The 16,860-nt window shown below is 67.4% G+C and carries 12 protein-coding genes, 1 other RNA gene and 1 pseudogene; 13 read left to right on the top strand and 1 reads right to left on the bottom strand.

Annotation, left to right across the window (positions count from 1 at the left end):
- The first annotated feature begins 141 nt into the window (after positions 1–141).
- From ribBA to ACEN9G_RS03420, 4 genes are all read left to right on the top strand, one after another.
- Positions 142–1,257 (top strand): bifunctional 3,4-dihydroxy-2-butanone-4-phosphate synthase/GTP cyclohydrolase II, encoded by a 1,116-nt coding sequence (gene ribBA / locus ACEN9G_RS03435; RefSeq protein WP_413339117.1) that lies wholly within the window; start codon positions 142–144, stop codon positions 1,255–1,257.
- A gap of 61 nt (positions 1,258–1,318) precedes the next feature.
- On the top strand, positions 1,319–1,798 hold the full coding sequence (ribH, locus tag ACEN9G_RS03430; RefSeq protein WP_056127338.1) for a 6,7-dimethyl-8-ribityllumazine synthase: 480 nt from the start codon (positions 1,319–1,321) through the stop codon (positions 1,796–1,798).
- A 13-nt stretch (positions 1,799–1,811) separates the two neighbouring features.
- On the top strand, positions 1,812–2,282 hold the full coding sequence (nusB, locus tag ACEN9G_RS03425) for a transcription antitermination factor NusB (RefSeq protein ID WP_413339119.1): 471 nt from the start codon (positions 1,812–1,814) through the stop codon (positions 2,280–2,282).
- A 164-nt stretch (positions 2,283–2,446) separates the two neighbouring features.
- Positions 2,447–4,615, top strand: a complete 2,169-nt coding sequence (locus tag ACEN9G_RS03420) for a cellulase family glycosylhydrolase (RefSeq protein WP_413339121.1) — start codon at positions 2,447–2,449, stop codon at positions 4,613–4,615.
- Between the two features lie 72 nt (positions 4,616–4,687).
- On the opposite strand, the gene ACEN9G_RS03415 is transcribed toward ACEN9G_RS03420, so the two are convergent.
- Positions 4,688–5,461, bottom strand: coding sequence for a transglycosylase SLT domain-containing protein (locus ACEN9G_RS03415; RefSeq protein ID WP_413339123.1), 774 nt, complete (start codon positions 5,459–5,461; stop codon positions 4,688–4,690).
- Positions 5,462–6,081: 620 nt separating this feature from the next.
- Here ACEN9G_RS03415 and ubiD point away from each other — a divergent pair.
- The 9 genes and pseudogenes from ubiD (at position 6,082) to ACEN9G_RS03370 (ending at position 16,860) form a co-directional block, all read left to right on the top strand.
- Positions 6,082–7,581: a 4-hydroxy-3-polyprenylbenzoate decarboxylase gene (gene ubiD, locus ACEN9G_RS03410; protein ID WP_413339125.1), complete on the top strand. Its 1,500-nt coding sequence runs from the start codon at positions 6,082–6,084 to the stop codon at positions 7,579–7,581.
- Positions 7,582–7,674: 93 nt separating this feature from the next.
- An RNA gene (gene ffs / locus ACEN9G_RS03405) (signal recognition particle sRNA small type) lies at positions 7,675–7,773 on the top strand.
- A gap of 226 nt (positions 7,774–7,999) precedes the next feature.
- Positions 8,000–10,163 (top strand): annotated as a pseudogene (locus tag ACEN9G_RS03400) (DNA polymerase III subunit gamma/tau).
- A gap of 72 nt (positions 10,164–10,235) precedes the next feature.
- Positions 10,236–10,562: a YbaB/EbfC family nucleoid-associated protein gene (locus ACEN9G_RS03395; protein ID WP_413344741.1), complete on the top strand. Its 327-nt coding sequence runs from the start codon at positions 10,236–10,238 to the stop codon at positions 10,560–10,562.
- Positions 10,562–10,852, top strand: a complete 291-nt coding sequence (locus tag ACEN9G_RS03390) for a YciI family protein (protein ID WP_413344739.1) — start codon at positions 10,562–10,564, stop codon at positions 10,850–10,852. Before ACEN9G_RS03395 ends, ACEN9G_RS03390 begins: the two co-directional genes overlap by 1 nt.
- A 43-nt stretch (positions 10,853–10,895) precedes the next feature.
- Positions 10,896–11,486 (top strand): recombination mediator RecR, encoded by a 591-nt coding sequence (gene recR, locus ACEN9G_RS03385; RefSeq protein ID WP_413344738.1) that lies wholly within the window; start codon positions 10,896–10,898, stop codon positions 11,484–11,486.
- A gap of 184 nt (positions 11,487–11,670) precedes the next feature.
- Positions 11,671–12,834, top strand: a complete 1,164-nt coding sequence (locus tag ACEN9G_RS03380; RefSeq protein WP_413344736.1) for a glycosyltransferase family 4 protein — start codon at positions 11,671–11,673, stop codon at positions 12,832–12,834.
- A complete protein-coding gene (locus tag ACEN9G_RS03375; RefSeq protein WP_483127685.1) occupies positions 12,821–14,101 on the top strand; it encodes a DUF2334 domain-containing protein in 1,281 nt (426 codons plus the stop codon). The genes ACEN9G_RS03380 and ACEN9G_RS03375 overlap by 14 nt, the downstream gene beginning before the upstream one ends.
- Before the next feature lie 353 nt (positions 14,102–14,454).
- The gene (locus ACEN9G_RS03370; RefSeq protein WP_483127684.1) at positions 14,455–16,860 is read left to right on the top strand and encodes a penicillin acylase family protein; all 2,406 of its coding nucleotides are present in this window, start codon (positions 14,455–14,457) and stop codon (positions 16,858–16,860) included.

The raw sequence follows: 16,860 nt of genomic DNA, 5'->3' as shown, positions 1-16,860 counted from the left end.
TATGCAACGAAACAATGCCGCAGCAGTGGTAGCGGGACTCTAGAGTGCGCGGCCCCCCGACGGGGATACGGTCGAGGACTGGCAAATCCTTTAAAATAGCGGATTTCCGCACCAGCCGGTCCGTACTCTCGAGGAATCCACATGCCCATCTCCACCACCCAGGAAATCGTTGACGAACTGCGCGCCGGGCGCATGGTCATTTTGGTCGACGAGGAAGACCGCGAGAACGAAGGCGACCTGGTGCTCGCCGCCGAACACGTCACGCCCGAGGCGATCAACTTCATGATCCGCCACGCGCGCGGCCTCGTCTGCCTGACCCTGTCCGAGGAGATCTGCGACCGCCTCGAACTGCCGATGATGACGACCCGTAACGGCACGTCCTTCGGGACCAACTTCACCGTCTCGATCGAGGCGGCGGAAGGCGTCACGACGGGCATCTCGGCGGCCGACCGCGCCCGCACCATCCAGGTGGCGGTGGCGAAGGACGCGAAGCCGGAAGACCTCGTCCAGCCGGGCCACATCTTCCCGCTGCGTGCCGTCAAGGGCGGCGTGCTGATGCGCGCCGGCCATACGGAAGCGGGCTGCGACCTCACGGAAATGGCGGGCCTGACCCCGGCGTCCGTGATCTGCGAGATCATCAAGGAAGACGGTACGATGGCGCGCCTGCCGGACCTGCTGGAATTCGCGCAGGAGCACAACCTCAAGATCGGCACCATCGCCGACCTGATCCATTACCGCAGCCAGAACGAGACCCTCGTCGAGCGCGTGGCGGAGCGTTCGCTGGCCACCGTGCACGGCGAGTTCAAGCTGGTCGCCTTCCGCGACAAGCCGAGCGGCTCGGCGCACCTGGCGCTCGTCCACGGCAACCCGCAGGAAGACCGCGAGACGCTCGTGCGCGTGCACCAGCCGGTGTCGATCCTCGACCTGCTGGACAGCGCCTCGACGTCGCACTCGTGGAATCTCGCGGCCGCGATGCAGGCCGTGCAGCGGGCGGAGGCGGGCGTCATCGTCCTGCTCGACTGCGCCGAGACGGCCGACGAACTGTTCGCCCAGTTCCAGGACAAGCCGACGCGCCCGGTCGGCCGCGCGGCCAACCTGGACCTGCGCACCTACGGTATCGGCGCGCAGATCCTGCGCCAGCTCGGCGTGCGCAAGATGAAGCTGCTGGCCAACCCGCGCAAGATGCCGTCGATGGCCGGTTTCGACCTTGAAGTCACCGGCTACCTGGCCAAGCCCGGATGCGAGGTGAGCTCGTAATGCGTCTGCATAACGCGGTACCATTGAACTATTAATCAACGAAAGAACAAGAGGCATAGCCATGACGGTAGGAACTTTTGAAAGCAATCTGGCAGGTGAAGGCCTGCGCATCGGTATCGTGCAGGCACGTTTCAATGCCGATGTCGGCCATGGCCTGCTGTCGGCATGCCTGGCAGAACTGAAGCACCTGGGCGTGGCCGACGAGGACATCCTGCACGTGACCGTCCCGGGCGCGCTGGAAATCCCGCTGGCCCTGCAAAAGATGGCCGAGACGCAGCAATTCGACTCGCTGATCGCGCTGGGCGCCGTCATCCGCGGTGAAACCTACCATTTCGAGCTCGTGTCGAACGAGTCGGGCGCCGGCATCACCCGCATCGGCCTGGATTACGGCATGCCGATCGCCAACGCCGTGCTGACGACGGAAAACGACGAGCAGGCGGAAGCCCGCATGGCCGAGAAGGGCACCGACGCGGCACGCGTCGCGGTCGAGATGGCCAACCTGCTGCTGGGCCTCGAAGAACTGCAGGCCGAAGAAGAGTAAATCGAGTACAACCATGACTGACAAGACATCGCACGCCAATCCCATCAAGAACCGCACGCCGCGCCACCGCGCGCGCGAGTTCGCACTGCAGGGGCTGTATCAATGGCTGCTGAACAATGAACCGGCCTCCACGGTCGTCACCAACATCCGCACCGCGCACGGCTTCGACAAGGCCGACGGCGAGTACTTCACGGAACTGCTGAACGGCGCGATCGCCCAGTCGGTCGAGCTGCGCGAGGTGATCGCACCCACCGTCGACCGCCCGATCGCGGAAGTGTCGCCGATCGAGCACGCCGTGCTGCTGCTCGGCGCGTACGAGCTGAAGAACCAGATCGAGATCCCGTACCGCGTCGTGATCAACGAAGCCGTGGAACTGGCCAAGTCGTTCGGCGGTATCGATGGCCACAAGTACGTGAACGGCGTGCTCGACCGCCTGGCCGGCGAGCTGCGTCCGGACGAGGTGGCGGCGGATTCGCGACGCTGATCCGTTACCCACTATATATAGTAGTGAGAAAGCCGCCCCGGGAGACCGGGGCGGTTTTTTTACATCCACTGGTTTTACGTGGGATCTTACGGGAAAACGAAATTGAGTTCGTGGCCGCGGCTGCCAATGATGGTCACTCACCCAACAACATTGAAGTGGAGACCATGAAAACACATTTCGTTCTTGCAGCGATGGCGGGTGCCATCCTGCTGGCAGGCTGCGGCGGCAGTGGCAGGGACACCAGCATGGCCGTCAGCGCCGGCGGCGGCGCGCACGTGTCCCAGGACCAGGCCGGCAAGCGCGCGACCGGCACCGTCGGCACCGTCAACTCGACCGACCCAAGCTTCGCGACGCTGTCGACGCTGCACGTGGGGCAGACGGCTTATTTCCAGATCCTGGGCACCAACCTGCCCGCCGCGCTGGCGCTCGACGTCACCGATTGCGCCCATCCGGCGAAGCTGTCGATCACGCCCACCGAAGTCCGCTTCCGCTGCACGCCGGGTGTCGCGGACGGCATGAAGACGGTCTCGGTCCGGGACAAGTCCAGCGATACGGTGCTCTACACGGGCGCGGTGTACGTGCAGGCGACGACCCCGCCGCCGATCACGACGGCGCTGCCGATGCCTACCCGCGGCTTCAACCTCGGGAATTCGCTGGAAGCCATGTGGGGTTATGCATTCCCGAGCCAGGCCGTGTACACCGCCGCCGCCAACGCCGGCTTCAACGCCGTGCGCATCCCGTGCGCGTGGGTGACGAATTCCGATGCCACCGGCAAGATCGATCCCGCCTACATGGCCAAGGTCAAGCAGGCCGTCGACTACAGCATCGCGGCCGGCATGTATGTGGTCATCAATGATCACTGGGACGGCGGGTGGTTCGAGAACCATATCGGCGACACGGTCGATCCGGCCGTCGACGCGCAGATGCGCAACCTGTGGACGCAGATCGCGACCGCGTTCGCGGGGTACGACAACCACCTGCTGTTCGCGGCCGCCAACGAGCCGAACGTGTACAAGCCCGCGCACATGGCGACGGTGGCGAAGTACTACCAGACCTTCGTCGATGCGGTGCGCGGCGCCGGCGGCAAGAACACCAGCCGCTGGCTCGTGCTGCAGGGCCAGGGCGACCCGTCGTGGTTCACCAACTTGCCGTCCGATTCGACTCCCGGCCGGCTGATGGTCGAATACCACAACTACACGCCGTCGCTGTTCACGATCATCCATGGCGACCAGTCGTGGGGCAAAGCCATCTGGTTCTGGGGCCAGTCCTACCACTATGCAGGCGATCCGACGCGCAACGCCACATGGGGCGAGGAAGGCAATATCGACGCCGGTATGCAGCAGTTGAAGGACCAGTTCGCCAGCAAGGGCGTGCCCGTGATGATAGGCGAGTTCCATGCGGCCGCCACCCCGGGCCTGACGGGCGACGAACAGGTCTGGAACAATGCGTCCCATCTCTACTGGAACAAGTATGTAGGCGAATCCGCCCGCGCCCACGGTCTGAGCCCGTTCTACTGGAGCACGCCGAACGCCCCGTTCGTGTATGACACGGGCGCCATCACCGATCCGGCCCTGGTCACCGCGCTGACCGACGGCGCCGTTCCGCCGCCGCCGAACGGCGCACCGTACGCGGTCGCGGGTGTGGTCGCCACGGCCGCCGCCGACCAGGTGACCGTGCAGTGGAATGCCGTGCGCGGCGCCACCAGTTACCAGCTCTATCGCACGGCGAACTCCGGCAGCGAACCGGCGACGCCTTCCGTCACCGGCCTCACCGGCACGACGTTCACGGACACGGGCCTGAATCCCGGCACGACGTATTATTACCGCGTGGTGGCGGTGAACGGCGCAGGCGCATCCGGGTTCTCGACCGAAGCGAGCGCACGTACGCCCGGCACCAACCCCGACCCGACGAAGTTCCATTTCGAGACCGACACCCAGTTGTGGACCCCCAGCGGTGCGCTGATCAGCGGCATCGCGACGTCGACCGCCCGGCACTACGCGGGCCAGCGGTCGCTCGCCGTGAACGTCGCGGGCACGGCGGCGGGGTCGGCGTCGCTGGAGCAGAGCGGTGTGATCGTGCCGCCCGGCGCGACGATCACCTTCCACGTCTTCATCCCGTCCGGCAGCCGGATCACGAAGGTCGAGCCCTATCTGATGGACTACAACTGGGGCTGGTTCTCGAATCCGTCGACGACGTTCACGCCGGGCACGTGGAATACGTTCACGATCACGGTGCCGGCGACGTCGGTCACGCCGCTGCAGCGCCTTGGGCTGAACCTGACGACGGGGGCCGCGTGGACGGGCACCGTCCATGTCGACTCGATTGACTGGTAATCCATAAATGAAAGCCACCGCAGCTGGCGCCGACGGTGGCTTTCGACCAGGAAAGGAGTGTAAGGGTGTGGCTCAGAGTCCGGCGACGGTCTCGCCGGTCTGGGTGCTGCCGTGGGCCGTATCGGGCGCCGCGGTGTCCGGCTTGGCCGGCGCGCTGGCCGCTTTCTGGGCCAGGGTCGTGCTCGGGGCCGCAGCCGGTGCCGGCGGGAAGTAGATCGGTACGTTCTTGCCGCTCGCGACCTGTTTCAGGCGCTTGTATTCGGTCAGGACCTTGGAGCCGTAGCCGGAGTCGTCGTCGGCTGCCGCGGCGCCGACGTAGCTCTTGAGGGCGCCTTCGACGGAGCCCGTGCGCTTCACGTAATCCTTCAGGATCAGGGCGCCGACACGAATGTTGGCAACCGGATTCAGGGCAGCCTGCGAGCCGCCGACTTCCTCGAACTTGTCGCTGTGGACCTTGGACATCACCTGCATCAGGCCCTGCGCGCCCATCGGGCTTTCCGCGAACGGATTCAGGCCCGATTCGATGGCCATCACGGCCAGGATCAGCAGGGGATCCAGCTTGATCTCGTGCGCCGTGCTGTACGCGGTCGTGACGAGCATGTTGGCGGCGTCGCCGGCCACCCGGTAGCGGCGCGACAGCCAGTCCGTCACGTACTTCTGCTGACGGGTGGGGCGGTTCGCCGCCTTGTCGTCGTTCGCGATCTCGACGGCGTCCGCGCCGCGCGCCGCGACGAGCTGGACCGCGGGATTGGCGGTGGCAACCTGCGCCGGCATGGCGTGTTGCGGGCTCAGGAAATCCGACACCCGTTTTGCGAAATCGGGGCGGCTGTACAGCAGGGCAATCATTGCTACTGCGGAAAGACCGAAAACGGTCAAGGTATGTTGTGCGGTGGTCAAAACACCACGTGCCGCTTTGATCACGGAAGACCACGTGACTGGCCGGCTGGCCATCTGTTGGACGAGCCTTGCGCTCGTGCCGATGAAGCGATGGATCATCGTCTCTCCTTTGTCGCGGAAAAAGTCATCCCGTCGCAGCGCTGGAAGCGCAGCGTTCGAACGAACTCATGCCGTGCATCAGAAAACCGTCCGTCGCCGCCTGTAGCGGTCGAGGAACGCCGTCATTGCTTGCTTCAGCTGGGCCGCGCTGCAGTGGAGGCGCCCAGTAGCTAACAACTGTCTCGGGGTTGGTTGGGCAGACGCCCAGTGAAAACACTCCTAAAATGTCGCTGGGGCCCCGACCCCGTGAAAGAATGAGACCGGCTAGAATCACGTCTTGGACGGGCCTGCCTCACTTGATACGGCGGATTGTAGAAGCTCGTTTATATCAAGTCAATACTAGCACTCACGCGTTCTATTACTTTTAGATCTAAAGAACGTACAGGAGCTCATCAATTCTTTGGCAAATCAACCACTTGCCGGCGATTGTTAGCACACCTCAAAAGATGTAAAAAAGAATTAAAAATTCAATGAACTATTCTGATCTGCGGGATTTTATTGCTAAGTTGCAAGAAAACGGTGACTTCAAGCGCGTATCCGCGCCTATTTCACCGAATCTTGAAATGACGGAGGTGTGCGACCGGACGTTGCGTGCCGGCGGGCCGGCGCTGCTGTTCGAGAACCCGGTCGATGCCGCCGGCAAGCGCTATCCGATCCCCGTGCTGGCCAACCTGTTCGGCACGCCGCAGCGGGTAGCGCTGGGCATGGGCGCGGACGACGTCGGCGAGCTGCGCAAGATTGGCCACGTGCTGGCGCGCCTGAAGGAGCCCGAGCCGCCCAAGGGTTTTCGGGACATCATGGACCTGGGTTCGCTCGTCAAGGCCGTGTGGGACATGGCGCCCAAGGAAGTAAAGGGCGCGCCGTGCCAGGAAATCGTCTGGGAAGGCGCCGACGTCGACCTGGCCCGCCTGCCGATCCAGCATTGCTGGCCGGGCGACGTCGCGCCCCTGATTACCTGGGGCCTCGTGATCACCAAAGGGCCGAACAAGAAGCGCCAGAACCTGGGCATCTACCGCCAGCAGGTGCTGGGGCCGAACAAGGTCATCATGCGCTGGCTCGCACACCGCGGCGGCGCGCTCGACTTCCGCGAACACTGCATCGCCAACCCCGGCAAGCCGTATCCGGTGGCGGTGGCGCTGGGCGCCGACCCGGCCACGATCCTGGGCGCGGTGACGCCCGTGCCGGACACGCTGTCCGAATACCAGTTCGCCGGCCTGCTGCGCGGCCAGCGCACTGTCCTGACGAAGGCGATCGGCAGCGAGCTGCGCGTGCCGGCGTCGGCCGAGATCGTGCTGGAAGGTCATATCTATCCGGACGAGAACCACCCGTCCGGCTTCGAGCATGCCCTGGAAGGGCCGTATGGCGACCACACCGGCTATTACAACGAGCAGGACTGGTTCCCGGTGTTCACGATCGACCGCATCACGATGCGCCGCGACCCGATCTATCACTCGACCTACACGGGCAAACCGCCCGACGAGCCCGCCGTGCTGGGCGTGGCGCTGAACGAAGTGTTCGTGCCGCTGCTGCAAAAACAGTTCACCGAGATCACGGATTTCTACCTGCCGCCGGAAGGCTGCAGCTACCGCATGGCCGTCGTGCAGATGAAGAAGCAGTACGCCGGCCACGCCAAGCGCGTGATGTTCGGCGTGTGGAGCTTCCTGCGCCAGTTCATGTATACGAAGTTCATCGTCGTCGTGGACGAAGACGTCGACGTGCGCGACTGGAAGGAAGTGATCTGGGCCATCACGACCCGCGTGGACCCGACCCGCGACACGGTCCTGGTCGACAACACGCCGATCGACTACCTCGACTTCGCGTCGCCGATCAGCGGCCTGGGCAGCAAGATGGGTATCGATGCCACTAATAAATGGCCGGGCGAAACGAACCGGGAGTGGGGCACACCCATCGTCATGACGCCGGAAGTCAAGGCGCGCGTGGACGGGATCTGGCAGCAGCTGGGGCTGTGACGTCCGCTTGATGCGGGACACTCTATATAGGTATGCGCGGAGCATCCCGGCGGTGGTTTGCCGGTATGCCCGTAACCGGTTATAATGCGAGCTGGCGGGCCCCTGCGCATTGTGGCATGGTTTACCTGGTCAGGTCGGGAACGAAGCAGCCAAAGCCGTTCACCGCAAGTGCCGCAGATCAGGCTCGCCTACTACCTTCCTTATTCATCGATCTCCGCTTCCAGCGGGCGCATCGATACCTCCACCAGCGGATTTTCCCTCAGCATGTCCTCGTCGAGCTTGAGCCTGGCATGGCGCTTGTCGCCGCCGGCATCGAGCGGCGAGAGTGCCTTGTTGAAAGAAAAATATCAGTGCAGGGGAATTCCCGATGAGCGTCTAATGTTGCCGCGCCTCGCCCGGTCTACGGTAAAATCCCGGTATGTCCTATCAAGTCCTCGCCCGCAAATACCGTCCCCGGAACTTTGAAACGCTGGTTGGCCAGGAGCACGTCGTCCGTGCGCTGACCCATGCCTTGCGTACCGGACGGCTGCACCACGCCTATCTGTTCACCGGCACGCGCGGGGTGGGCAAGACCACGCTGTCGCGCATCCTGGCCAAGTCGCTCAACTGCGTCGGGCCGGATGGCAACGGGTCGATCACGGCCGAGCCGTGCGGCCAGTGCGAACCGTGCCGCGCGATCGACGCCGGCCGCTTCGTCGATTACGTCGAGATGGACGCCGCGTCGAACCGCGGCGTCGACGAGATGGCCCAGCTGCTGGAGCAGGCGGTCTACGCGCCGAGCAATGCACGCTTCAAGGTCTACATGATCGACGAGGTGCACATGCTCACGAACCACGCCTTCAACGCGATGCTGAAGACGCTGGAAGAACCGCCCGAGCACGTGAAATTCATCCTCGCGACGACGGACCCGCAAAAGATTCCCGTGACCGTGTTGTCGCGCTGCCTGCAGTTCAACCTCAAGCAGATGCCGCCGGGTCACATCGTGGGTCACCTGGAAAACATCCTCGGCCAGGAAGGCGTGACGTTCGAGCAGCCCGCGCTGCGCCTGCTCGCGCAGGGCGCGCACGGGTCGATGCGCGACGCGCTGTCGCTGACCGACCAGGCCATCGCCTATGCGGCCGGCGCCGTCACGCTCGACGCCGTGCAGGGCATGCTGGGCGCGCTCGACCAGTCCTACCTGGTCCGCCTGCTCGATGCGCTCGCGAACCAGGATGGCGCCGACCTGATGGCCGTCGCCGACGAGATGGCCAGCCGCAGCCTGTCGTACAACGGCGCGCTGCAGGACCTGGGCACCCTGCTGCACCGGATCGCGCTGGCGCAGACCGTGCCGGCCGCGCTGCCGGACGACCTGCCGGAACTGGCCGACATCCAGCGTCTCGCCACGCAATTCGATCCGCAGGAAGTGCAGCTGTATTACCAGATCGCCGTGATCGGTCGCAACGAGATCGGCCTCGCGCCGGATGAGTACGCGGGCTTCACGATGACCCTGCTGCGCATGCTGGCGTTCCGCCCCGGACAGGGCGGGGCCGAGCAGGCCGCATCGCCGGCACCGGCCGGGCTGGCGCGCACGATGCCGCAGGCGGCACCGGCGCGTTCATCCGCAACTGCGGCTGCCGCTGCCTCCGCTGCACCGGCCGCCGCGGCGCGTCCGGCCGGCCCGGCGGCTTCCGCGGCTCCAGCATCCGCACCGGCTTCCGCGCCGTCCGCACAGGGTGCCGGCCGCGCCATGACGTCGGCCCGTGCAGCCCTCGATGCCGCGCTGGAAGCGGCGCGCGCCGGTTCCCGCATGGGTGGCGTGCCACGCCGTCCGGCACCGGCCGCGGATCCGGCGCCCGCTGCCGCACCTCCTGCCGCGCCGGCGGCGACCGCCCCGAGCGCGCCGGCGCGCGCGGCCGCGCCGGCACCGTGGGACCGAGGGCGCGCCGAACGGCGCCGCCGCTGCCGCCACGCGCACGCAGCCCCGGGCCGCCGCCCAGCCGCAGCCGGCGATGATGCGCCAGGCCGCCCAGGGGCACGCCGACGAGCAGGCCGTCGCCGACGACGAACCGCCGGCCTGGGTCACCGAGTTTTCCGACGACAGTGCCGTGGCCATGGACGCCCCGGCTGTGCAGGCGCCGCCCACCCCGGCCCGCGTCGCGGCACCGTCCGCGCCGCCGTACGCCTACGTCATCACGCCCGTGCCGGCCATCGACTGGGACGGCAACTGGCCCGCGCTGGCCGCCTCGCTGCCGCTGCGCGGCGTGGCCCAGCAGCTCGCCTTCCAGACCGAGCTGGTCGAGTGCGTGGCGGATGGTGCCGCCGCGACTTTCCGCCTGCGCGTCCCCGTCGACACGCTGCGCGCCAGCGGCAACAGCGAAAAACTGTGCGCGGCGCTGCAGGAACGCTTCCCGACCGTGCGCGTGAACGTCGAGACCGAGATCGCGCCGACCTGGTACACGGCCAGCGCCGAAGCCAAGGCGCGGCGCGAGCGGCTGCAGCGCGAAGCGGAAGCGGCCGTCGATGCCGATCCGTTCGTGCAGGACATGGTGAGCACGTTCGACGCGTTCGTCGTGCCCGGTTCCGTGCGGCCGATCGCGTCCTGAGCCGGGTCCGTGCCCGCGCCGGTATAAACTGTATAAACGATTTACCCATCCGACTTTTTTGGAGAACACATCATGATGAAAAACCAGCTCGCAGGCCTGATGAAGCAGGCGCAGGCCATGCAGGACAACATGAAGAAGGCGCAGGAGCAGCTGGCCCAGATCGAAGTCGAAGGGCAGTCGGGCGCCGGCCTCGTGAAGGTCGTCATGACGTGCAAGAACGACGTCAAGCGCGTGTCGATCGACCCGTCGCTGCTGGGCGACGACCGCGACATGCTGGAAGACCTGGTCGCCGCCGCGTTCAACGACGCCGTGCGCAAGGCCGAAACCACCGCCCAGGAAAAGATGAGCGGCCTGACCGCCGGCCTGCCGCTGCCGCCGGGCTTCAAGATGCCGTTCTGATGTTTATTGTTACCCTAACTTATACGGCGCCGCTCGAGCGCATCGACGCTTGCCTGCCGGCGCACCGTGCCTGGCTGCAGGAGCACACCGCGCGCGGGCTGCTCCTGATGGCGGGCCGCAAGGAGCCGCGCGACGGCGGCATCCTCGTCGCCCATGCGGCCGACCGCGCCACGCTCGACGCCGCGCTGCGCGACGATCCGTTCGCGCAGGCGGGCCTCGCGACCTATGCGGTCACTGAATTCGTTCCCACCATGACCGCCGAGGCGCTGTCCGCCTGGCGCGCACAGTAAGCACCGGCGGAGGCTCGGCGTCCCCGGGGTCCAGGAGTCAATTATGTCCAAATCGCTCGACTTCCTCACCGAGGCACTGCGCCGCCTGCCGGGCGTCGGGCCGAAGTCGGCGCAGCGCATGGCCTTCCACCTGCTGCAGCACGATCGCGAAGGCGCCGCGATGCTGTCGCGCGCGCTGTACCAGGCCGTCGACGCGGTGCATCACTGCGCGCTGTGCAATACGTTCTCGGAGACCGAGGTCTGCGACCTGTGCGCCGACGAGCAGCGCGACCGGACACTCCTGTGCATCGTCGAAACACCGGCCGACCAGATGATGATCGAGCAGACCCTGACATACAAGGGTTTGTACTTCGTGCTGATGGGCCGGCTGTCGCCGCTGGACGGCATCGGTCCCAAGGACCTGCACCTGGAAAAACTGATCGGTCGCGCGGCCGATGGCGACGTGAAGGAAGTCGTACTCGCCACCAATTTCACGAACGAGGGCGAAGCGACCGCCCATTACATCAGCGAAATGCTGAAGGCGCGCGGACTCACGGTCAGCCGCCTTGCGCGCGGCGTTCCCGTCGGGGGTGAGCTCGAGTACGTGGACGCGGGCACCATCGCGCGCGCCATGCTCGACAGGCGCAGTGCATAATGGGCCTCCCCACAACGGGGAGCCCTCGCACCGTCGCGCAACAGTGACGGCATCGTAGCGGCGCCGGACGGTGCCTGCGCGGCCAGGACGGCTCCCGGCAGCAGGCGGTGTTCGCTTGACAGTGCGCAAACCCGGCGCACCGTCTACGCTGCTATTGTGGGGATACTTTGACCGGACCCCAAGCATGCATCTCGTCGACATCACGATGTTCTACGCGGCCGAAGGAGGCGGCGTCAGCACCTATCTGAATGCCAAGGCCCACTGGCTGGCACGGCGCAGCCGCGTCCGGCACACGATCATGAGCTCCAACGTGGAGACATGCGACGACACGGTGCCCGCGCTCGTCAAGATACCGTCCGCCGGCCTGCCGGGTTTCCACGGCTTCCGCATGCCGCTGTCCGTCGAAGGCCCGGTGCGTCTGCTGGAATCGGTCCACCCCGACGTCGTCGAAGCGGGCGACGCCGGCCACTGCGCCTGGGCCGCGCTGCGCATGCGCCGGCGCTACGACATCCCGGCCGTCGCCTTCTACCACTCCGACCTGCCGCGCCTCGTGCAGCCGCGCTTCGGCCGCTGGATCGCGCGCGGCACCTGCCGCTACCTCGCCAACCTGTACCGCCAGTTCGACCTCGTGCTGGCACCCAGCCGCGTCATGGTGCAGCAGCTGGACGCGATCGGCGTGTCCGGCGCGGTCCACCAGCCGCTCGGCATCGACAGCAGCGTGTTCCGTCCGCAGCGCCGCGACGAGACCCTGCGCGAACACCTGGGCCTCACGCCGGACGCGCGCCTGCTCGTCTACGCGGGCCGCTTCACGCCGGAAAAGAAGCTGCACGTCCTCATCGAAGCCGTGCGCAAGCTGGGCGACCCGTACCACCTGATCCTCGTGGGCGGCGGCGGCGTGCTGCCGTATTGCGACCGCGTCACGCACATCCCGTTCCGGCGCGACCAGCGCCAGCTCGCCCGCCTGCTGGCCAGCTGCGACGTGCTCGTCCACCCGGGCGATTGCGAGACGTTCGGCCTGATCGTGCTGGAAGCGATGGCGTGCGGCCTGCCCGTCGTCGCCACGAACAAGGGCGGCGTGGCCGAGCTGGTCGACACGGAGACGGGCATCCTGGCCGAGCCGAACCGCGTCGACAGCCTGGCCGGCGCGATCGAGGCCATCTACCAGCGCGACCTCGTCCGCATGGGGCAGGCCGCACGGCGCAGGGCCGTCGAACGCTACGACTGGAACGAGATCCTGCCGCAGGTGATCGGCCGCTACGAAGGCCTGCTGCACGGGTATCCGCACGCGGCCGCCGACATCGCCATCGACCTGATCCATGAACGGGAGCGCATCCGTGTCACAGACTGACTGGTCTCCTGACGAGCACATGCTGTGCGTCTCGATCCACGACGTGGCGCCGGCCACGTGGAGCGATTGCCTGCGTCTCGTGGAAGCCGTGCGCGCCGTGGCGGACATCCCGCTGACGTGGCTCGTCGTCCCGCATTACCACTTCCGCCCCGAGCAGTCCCTCGCGATGGAAGCCTGCCTGAACGTGGCGCTGGAGCGCGGCGACGAGCTGGCGCTGCACGGCTACAGCCATCTCGACACGGAGGCGGCCACCGGCGGCCTGCGCGCGCGCTTCCTGCGTAACGTGTACACGCGGCGCGAGGGAGAATTCGCGGCGCTCATGGAGGCGGAAGCGCGGCGGCGCCTGGAGCTGGGCCTCGACTGGTTCGCGGCGCGCGGCTGGACGCCCACCGGCTTCGTGCCCCCGGCCTGGCTGCTGGGCGAGGGCGCCTGGCGGGCGCTGCGCGACGCGCCGTTCACGTACACGACCACGTTCAGCCATTTTCATTGCCTGCCGGCCCGCGAGCGCCGCCCCGCCGCGCGGCCGCAGCGTCAGCAGGTTTTGCATGACACCGGTGATCGGCCAGCTCACCGCGGCGAGAATGTGCAATACGGCGCCGCGAGCGTCCAGTATGGCAGCGGGACTGTCCAGGCCGGCAAAGGCAACCAGTCTGCCCGCGGCCCGGGCAACAGGCAGTTCGATGCGCGCAACTGGACGGGCGCGACCGGCCCCGATCGGCGTCACGATGTGCCCGGCCGCGCCGATCCGGCGCTGCCGCAAGATTGGCCGCAAGATCGGCCGCAAAATCAGCCGCAAGATCAACCGCAAGATCGGCTGGAAGACAAACCGAACCCGGACATCTCTCCCGCGACGTCTACGCCATTCACGCAAAACAACCGCCACGGTACGCACGCGATCCTGTCGCCGTCGCTCGTGTACGCGGCACGCAACCGCGGTGGGCGCATCCTGTCGCCGCGCGTCGCGGACGCCACGGCAGCCATGCTGGCGCGCTCGCCGCTCGTGCGTTTCAGCCTGCATCCGCCGGATGCGCGCTATCCGGAACTGGTCCGCCACATCCAGCGGTCGCTGGAGCGCCTGCTGGAAGGTCGTGAAGCGGTGACGAAAGCCGAGTTTGCGCGCCGCGTCGTTCAGCGCTTCACCCCGCGCCTCACCCCGCGCGTTACCAATACGGATCCCACCAGCCACCCCGCCAGTAACCCGGACCCCAGCCGTAGTAGCCCGCAGGCGGTCCATAGTGCTGCAGATCGTACTTCGCCCCCAGGCTGATCACGCAACTGCGCCACGCATCCGTCTGGGCCGCATAGCCCAGCCGGACACAGGCCGGGCCGTAGACCGCCATCATCCGCTCGACATCGGCTTGCGCCTGGGCCGCGCGCTCCTGCGGTGTCGTGCACGCGGCGAGCGTGAGCACCAACCCAATACCCAGCACCCGAATCATGGTGCTTCCTCCAACCAACGCGCGCGTCTTGCGCGCCTTTCCACAGCTTAGAAGACAGTAAAAGCCTACGAGAGAGCCAGCTCAATCGCGCACGGGGAACCATCGCGGGTAACGGTTGTCGCGTACTCGCCCGCACGTGCAATTTCTGGCAAGATGCCGCTTTCTCCAAAGGGATGAGCGCATGCGACAACGTGGATGGGGCAAATGGGGGCGGCGGGTTGCGGTCGGGGTCGTGGTGCTGCCGGCGCTCGTCGCGGGCGGCGCCTGGATGGCCTTGCGCGCGAGCCTGCCCGAGCTCGACGGCCAGCATCGCTCGCCGCTGCTGTCGGCGCCCGTCACCGTGGAGCGCGATGCGAACGGCGTGCCGACCATCAGCGGGGCGAACCGGCTCGACGTCGCGTACGCCACCGGGTTCGTGCACGGCCAGGAGCGCTTCTTCCAGATGGACCTGCTGCGCCGCAGTGCCGCCGGCGAACTCGCCGAGCTGTTCGGCGCCAAGGCGCTGCCGCTCGACCGTGCGCACCGCCTGCACCGTTTTCGCGCCCGCGCCGAACAGGCCGTGCAGCGCATGGCGCCGGCCGAGCGCGCGTTCCTGGACCGCTACGCCGCCGGCGTCAACGACGGCCTGAACGGCCTGCGCGCGCGCCCGTTCGAATACCTGCTGAGCCGCGCGACGCCGCGTCCGTGGACTCCCGCCGATTCGCTGCTGGCCGTGTGGGCCATGTACTTCGATTTGCAGGGGAACCAGGAACCGCGCGAACTGGCGCGGGGCTGGCTCGCCGCGCACCTCGATCCGGCCCAACTGGCCTTCCTGCTGCCCGAGGCGACCCGCTGGGATACGCCGATGGATGCGGACGCCGTCGCGCTGGCGCCGGCCCCGATTCCGGCCACGGCGCCGGCCTGGTGGGGCCGCAGGGAGGGCGTCCCTGCGCGCCAGGTGGCGCGGATCGCGTTCACGGACTCCGTGGGCAGCAATAATTACGTCATCGCCGGGACGCGCACGGCCAACGGCGCCGCCATCGTCTCCGACGACATGCACCTGGGCCTGCAGCTGCCGAACACGTGGTACCGCGTCGCGCTGCGCTTTCCGGACGCGCAGGGACAGCCGCGCCGCGTCGTCGGCGTGAGCCTGCCGGGGACGCCGCCGGCCGTCATCGTCGGCAGCAATGGCCATGTCGCCTGGGCCTTTACCAACAGCTATGCGGACACGCTCGACCTCGTTCGCCTCGGCGTTGATGCCGACCATCCCGGCCAGGTGCGCACGACGAACGGCTGGGAAACGCCCGTCGCGCACACGGAAACGCTGCTCGTGAAGGGCGAACCGGCGCAGACGATGACCGTGGTCGAGACGAGCCTCGGTCCGGTGCGCACCGTCGACGGCGTCCAGTACGCGGTGCACTGGGTCGCGCACGATCCCGGCGCGCTGAACCTGAACCACCTGAAGCTGGAAGCGTCGACGAACCTCGACGAGGCGCTCGCCGCGGCCGCCGGCGACGGCATCCCGGCGCAGAACGTCGTCCTCGGCGACGACCGCGGCGGCATCGCGTGGACCATCGGCGGCGCGCTGCCGCAGCGCGCGCAGGGCGGCCCCAGGGTGTCGTTCCCGCTCGCGGCCGACGGTGTCGTGCCCACGTGGAGCGGCCTGCTCGCGCCGGCGCAGCATCCGCGCGTCGTCAATCCGCCCGGCGGCCAGCTGGTGACGGCGAACAGCCGCCAGCTCGCGGGCGAGGGCGCCGGCATCGTCGGCGACGGCGGCTTCGACCTGGGCGCGCGCGTGCACCAGTTGAGCGGCAACGTGCGCCAACTGGGCGACAGGACGGACGTGCCGGCCGCGTTCCAGGCGTCCCTCGACGACCGCGCACCGTTCATCGCCGGCTGGCGCGAGCGCGCCCTGGCCGCGCTGGATGCCCACGCGCTGGACCGGCATCCGCAGCGCGCCGAGTTCCGCCGCCTGCTGGAGACGAGCTGGGACGGCCGCGCGAGCACGACGTCCGTCGGCTATCGCCTCGCGCGCCAGTTCATGTGGTCGCTGCACGAGCTGTTGTTCGCCGGCGTCGATGCGGAGCTGGCGAAACTCGATCCGAAGGCCAGCATCGTGGTCGCGACGTCGCGCTGGCCGGACGTCGTGGCGCGCCTGCTGGACGAACGTCCGGCCGCGTGGCTGCCGGCCGGTTACGCGAGCTGGCAAGACCTGCAGCTGGCGGCCATCGACCGCGCCATCGCCGAGATCAGGGAAGACGGCACGCCGCTCGCGCAGGCCACCTGGGGCCGGCGCAACACGGCGACGATCGCGCATCCGTTCACGATCGCGCTGCCGGCGCTGCGCCGTTGGCTCAGCGTCCCGCCGGACCAGTTGCCGGGCGATGCCAACATGCCGCGCGTGGCGGGGCCGAAGTTCGGGCAGTCGGAGCGCCTGACGGTGGCGCCGGGGCGCGAGGAAGAGGGGCTGTTCGACATGCCCGGCGGGCAGAGCGGGCATCCGCTGTCGCCGTATTTTTTGAAAGGGCACGAGGATTGGGTGCGCGGGAAGCCGACCCCGCTGCTGCCGGGGGCGGTGGTGCACACGCTCACGTTCACGCAACAGTAA

It is taken from the genome of Massilia sp. Masssp94 (assembly GCF_059491305.1).
This window is presented reverse-complemented; position numbering and strand designations above follow the sequence as displayed.